This is a genomic window from Methylibium sp. T29-B (genome assembly GCF_000576225.1).
GTDB classification, from domain to species: domain Bacteria; phylum Pseudomonadota; class Gammaproteobacteria; order Burkholderiales; family Burkholderiaceae_C; genus Methylibium; species Methylibium petroleiphilum.
On record NZ_AZSN01000210.1, the window covers coordinates 1 to 4,914 of the forward strand.

The following is a 4,914-nucleotide window of genomic DNA, read 5'->3' on the forward strand; positions in this document are numbered from 1 at the left end:
GGCCGACGGCGTGCCGGCGGCGATCGTGCGCGCCGTTCGTGCGGCGCAGCGCCGCGCGGTCGAGCTGGGCGACGAGTTCGGCGGCTGAGCCGATGTGCCTCCTCTCCCCCGGCCACCGGGGGAGAGGGCCGGGGCGAGGGGGCCGCGTCGATGAACGCCGCCCGCGGCAGGCATGCAAACCCGGCATCAACCCGGTAGGCGCAGCGGTGCGACGGCGCCTAAAGTCTCGTGGCCGCGCCACGAACGCGGCGTCATCCAGACCCCACAAGGACACCGCATGAGCGCCAAGACCGACCCCACGCAGCTGAGCAGCTTCCTCTCCTACGTCACGCCGTCACCCACCAGCCCCTGGGGGACCTACCTGTCGCAGGTCGATCGCGTGATCCCCTACCTGGGGCACCTCGGCAAATGGGCCGAGACGCTGAAGCGACCCAAGCGCGCGCTGATCGTCGACGTGCCGATCGAGATGGACGACGGCTCGGTGCGCCACTTCGAGGGCTTCCGCGTGCAGCACAACCTGAGCCGCGGCCCCGGCAAGGGCGGCGTGCGCTACCACCCCGACGTGACGCTGGAAGAGGTGATGGCGCTGTCGGCCTGGATGACGGTGAAGTGCGCCGCGGTGAACCTGCCCTACGGCGGCGCCAAGGGTGGCATCCGCGTTGACCCGAAGCAGCTTTCCCAGAAGGAGCTGGAGAAGATGACGCGCCGCTACACCAGCGAGATCGGCATCATCATCGGCCCGCAGCGCGACATCCCCGCGCCCGACGTCAACACCAACGGCCAGATCATGGCTGGATGATGGACACCTACTCGCAGAACACCGGCGCCACCGCGACCGGCGTCGTCACCGGCAAGCCCATCCACCTGGGCGGCTCGCTGGGCCGCGTGAAGGCCACCGGCCGCGGCGTGTTCGTCACCGGCCGCGAGGCGGCGCGCCGCCTCGGCCTGGCGCTCGACGGCGCCCGTGTGGCGGTGCAGGGCTTCGGCAACGTGGGCGGCTCCGCTGCAGAGCTGTTCGCCCAGGCCGGCGCGAAGATCGTTGCGGCGCAGGACCACACCGGGACCATCTACAACGACAAGGGGCTCGACCTCGCCGAGCTGGTGCCCTACGTGAAGCAGGTGGGCGGCGTGGGCGGCTTCAAGGGCGCGGAGGCGATGGACGGCGAATCGTTCTGGGACGTGAACGCCGACATCCTGATCCCCGCGGCGCTGGAGGGCGTGATCAGCGCCGAGCGCGCCGCGCGCATCAAGGCCAGGCTGGTGCTCGAAGGCGCCAACGGCCCCACGGTGCCCGCGGCCGACGACATCCTGCGCGACCGCGGCGTGCTGGTGGTGCCCGACGTCATCTGCAACGCCGGCGGCGTGACCGTCAGCTACTTCGAGTGGGTGCAGGACTTCTCGTCCTTCTTCTGGACCGAGGACGAGATCAACGTGCGGCTCGACAAGATCATGGTCGACGCACTGCGGCGCATCTGGGACACCGCCGACCTGCACAAGATCACGCTGCGCACGGCGACCTTTGCGGTGGCGTGCGAGCGGATCCTGATTGCGCGGGAGGAGCGGGGGTTGTATCCCTGAGGTGGTGCGGCGGGCGCCGAATGGCGCCGACCGTAAACGTCGCGCCTGGGGCTTCGAACGATTAGCGTCGCGCTGAAGCGGATTCCATCTCGACATGGGCTCGCAGTGCACAGCCCGCGATAGAAGTCGGGTATACGACGGCCGTTGCAGCCCTCCGTGCCCTCTCCGTTGAATCAGCCCTCGGCTTTTGCGGGGAGGTCCATATGCGAATGGTTAGGCATCACCGTGCCCGTCCGGCATTCTCTAGCACCTTGAGCACGGCAATGTTGAACGATAGGAAGGCGGCAACAACGTTCATTACTTCTTCTCGGCGAACCTGCTTTAGGAGCGCGACTTGAGTGGCAATATCGCGCCCATAGTGGCCGGTCGCTTGGTTGCGCAAATCCGACCAATGCTGCAGTTGCAGGAGTTGTTCCTTCCACTTCTTTCGCTCCGCTTTGATGTCCGCGCTCTCGATGACAACTCCGCGGGTGCGCGCAAGCGCCAGCATGCGTGCCACGAGGTGCTTGCTCAATAGTTGGTCGTACTCGTACAGCTTATGAATGAGTCCCTTGAGCGCGACCTTCTCCGCAAAGCCTGCAGGCTCGTGATGCCAAATTGAAACGACGTCAAAGGACACGTCGTAGTTGAAGATGGCAGCCTGAACGCGAAGCTCATAAAACTCCCGAGCGAGAGTACTGCTTGGTGGCGCCTCGTAGTCCGAGAGCGCCTTATTGAGGCGGTCCTCACTCTCTCTAAGCAACTGCTCGGGTGTCTTCATAGAGGGCAAGATCGCGCGACAGGTCGCCCGTGACGCTTAACGTTCGAGCTAACCGAGGCCGCTCGAATCAATTGGCGTCGTGCGTTCAAGCCGCCAGACTGTGACGATGAAACCAGCTCAATTTCCGTACAGCAACTGGAAGATGCTGTTCGTAGATATCGGTGTACTCGACCTTGATCGTCAAAGTGCCCAACGTAACCCGAACCGAGTCGCGAGCCAGTGTGAAATAAGCACGTGAGACGCTGCTGCTTTCCTCAAGGTCAACGAGAAACACTTCACCTCCTGGAGGGACGCTTCTGCTGGAGATGTCCTCTACGAAGTTCGTCCATGCCGCCATCGGAGGGAGTTTTGGCATCGCGTGGATCAATGGCTTGTCCGGTTCGGATGCGCCATCAATGGTGATGCGTTTGAGAATGAGGGGACCGACGCCGTTGTTCTGAATCTTTACGTAAATTCTGTTCTCGTAGTCACCCACACCAATGTAGACAAGTGGTCGAACAGACATTCTGTCGTGCGTCTCTTGATGCTTTGCGGTCCTGTGGGAGACATAGAGCGAGACAAGCGAAATCAGGCAAGCGGCCGCGGCTAGGACGGCGCTGCCGATTGCGGCCACGGCGTTAGCTACATCTGGCTTCGCGACGAGGGTTTCAAAGAGAGTGTCGAGTTGCATCAAGTTCGCGAAGTCCATGTTTGACATGAGCCGCAGGCCACGGCTCGCTGTGGCCTGCGGCTTGATGGAATGATTAGGCCGCAATGCTGGGACGAATTCGTGTTTCCAAGCAGTGCATCGCGTCGCTGAGGACTGCCAGTGCGTCAAGTCTGGCGCCAGTATTCGTGGCTACCGTGGCATGGATCTGGATCAACTGAATATTTTTGATGTCTAGGGTGACATCCCGCCCCGCGACTGTGATCCGATCGATTGAATCTTGTGGGGCGTCGAACCCAACGTCCACGAGCTCTGCAAATTGCCCAGATCTACTCTCGCGGAGAGAGCCGTGCTTCGCTCGGTTGGCAATGTCCGCGACATAGGTGAGAGCGGGGCACCGGTTGACTTCTTCCTCTACCGCCTTGCCGCTAAGGCCTTTGGCGTCGAAAACTGATTTCAGGTAGTCCTTGAGGCTCCAAGTCCAGATGAACAGGTTTAGGAAATCGTCCTCGAGTTGTTTCGGATCCTTCACACCCAAGGCTCTGAAGCTAGTTGTGAAGTCCGTGCCGGAAGCTTGATAGAAAGTCTGGTAGCCGGCACCGAACGGGTCTTGCGCCGCAGCAAACGCGCGTCCAATTCGGCTTCTGATTGCGTCGAGATCAGCGGGTGTCACGTCTTTGCGGCCAAGGTTTGGACATGGCAACACTACCGGGCGCACGTAGCCGACGTCAATCGCTAGGTCATGCAAATCCTGATGCCACGAACCCTTGAGAGCACTCAGGCCGCGTTGGATCACCCAACGCAACGCATCACGCGTGACACATCAGATCCACCACGATCCCTGCAAACACCGCGAACCCCACCCAGTGGTTCAACCGAAAGGCCTTGAAGCAGCCGTCGCGACTGCGGTCCCGGATCAGCGCGTGGTGCCAGGCCACCTGCACCGCCGCCGCGGCCAGGCCGGCGGCGAAGGGCACGCCGAGGCCTTGCCAGAAGCCGATGGCGCCCCAGACCAGCAGGTAGAGCTGGTAGAAGCTCATCACCGCCGTCACGTCGTGGCGGCCCAGCGTGATGGCGGAGGTCTTGATGCCGATCTTCAGGTCGTCGTCGCGGTCGACCATCGCGTACTCGGTGTCGTAGGCCAGCACCCAGAACAGGTTGCCGATCAGCAGGCCCCAGGCCCACCAGGGCACGGCCGCGTTCAGCGCAGCCAGGTTCCAGGCGCCGTCGCCGCCGCGCACCGCGCTGAAGGCCATCGGGATGCCGAAGCTGAAGGCCACGCCCAGCACCGCCTGCGGCATCGCCACGCAGCGCTTCGCGTAGGGGTAGGCCACCGCGACGGCCAGTGCCGGGAACGACAGCGCGATGGTCAGCGCGTTGGTGGTGAGCACCAGCGCGAACGCGGCCAACGCCAGCACGGCACCGACCGCCAGCGCCTCCTTCACCGACACCGCGCCGCGCGTCACCGGCCGCTCGGCGGTGCGCTTCACGTGGCGGTCGAACTCGCGGTCGGCGACGTCGTTGATGCAGCAGCCGGCGCTGCGCATCAGCACCGTGCCGAGCGTGAACACCGCCAGCAGGTGCCAGCCCGGGAAGCCGCCCGCGGCGAGCCACAGCGCGCCCAGCGTCGGCCACAGCAGCAGCAGCCAGCCGGCCGGCCGGTCCCAGCGGATCAGCTGGCGGTAGAGCGTCAGGCGCGAAGGCGGGTGTGCTTGAGCGGGCGCAGCGGACATCGGCCGCGAGTGTAGGGCGCATGGGTGCGGCATGGCACCATCGGCGCGAAGCCGCCGCCATGCCCTCGTTCGCGTCCGACCTGCCGAATCCGCGCCCTCGCCACCGCGTTGTCCCGCTGACGCTGTGGCGGGTGGCGATGCTGCTGGCCTGGCTCGGGCTGGCGGGCTGCTCCTCGCTGCCGTCGCGGCACCGTGCC

At 64.4% G+C, this 4,914-nt stretch carries 4 protein-coding genes and 1 pseudogene; 1 reads left to right on the plus strand and 4 read right to left on the minus strand.

All coding sequences use genetic code 11. The features are described 5' to 3' along the window. The first annotated feature begins 277 nt into the window (after window positions 1–277). Window positions 278–1,578, plus strand: a pseudogene (locus tag Y694_RS19660) (Glu/Leu/Phe/Val family dehydrogenase). Window positions 1,579–1,798: 220 nt separating this feature from the next. On the opposite strand, the gene Y694_RS19665 reads toward Y694_RS19660, so the two are convergent. The 4 genes from Y694_RS19665 to ubiA form a co-directional block, all read right to left on the minus strand. Next, a complete protein-coding gene (locus Y694_RS19665; RefSeq protein WP_036235646.1) occupies window positions 1,799–2,338 on the minus strand; it encodes a hypothetical protein in 540 nt (179 codons plus the stop codon). 85 nt (window positions 2,339–2,423) lie between these two features. Then, entirely contained in the window at window positions 2,424–3,011 is a 588-nt protein-coding gene (locus Y694_RS19670; protein WP_197028829.1) for a hypothetical protein, read from the minus strand. Window positions 3,012–3,081: 70 nt separating this feature from the next. Beyond that, complete coding sequence (locus Y694_RS24495; protein WP_152543583.1) at window positions 3,082–3,789, minus strand: hypothetical protein; 708 nt, start codon at window positions 3,787–3,789, stop codon at window positions 3,082–3,084. A 4-nt stretch (window positions 3,790–3,793) separates the two neighbouring features. Then, a complete protein-coding gene (ubiA, locus tag Y694_RS19680; RefSeq protein WP_036235653.1) occupies window positions 3,794–4,717 on the minus strand; it encodes a 4-hydroxybenzoate octaprenyltransferase in 924 nt (307 codons plus the stop codon). Between the last annotated feature and the right edge of the window lie 197 nt (window positions 4,718–4,914).

Coding starts and splice junctions, on each gene's coding strand:
- Y694_RS19665 (WP_036235646.1), bottom strand. CDS start 2,338: ATGAAGACACCCGAGCAGTTGCTTAGAGAGAGTGAGGACCGCCTCAAT.
- ubiA (WP_036235653.1), bottom strand. CDS start 4,717: ATGTCCGCTGCGCCCGCTCAAGCACACCCGCCTTCGCGCCTGACGCTC.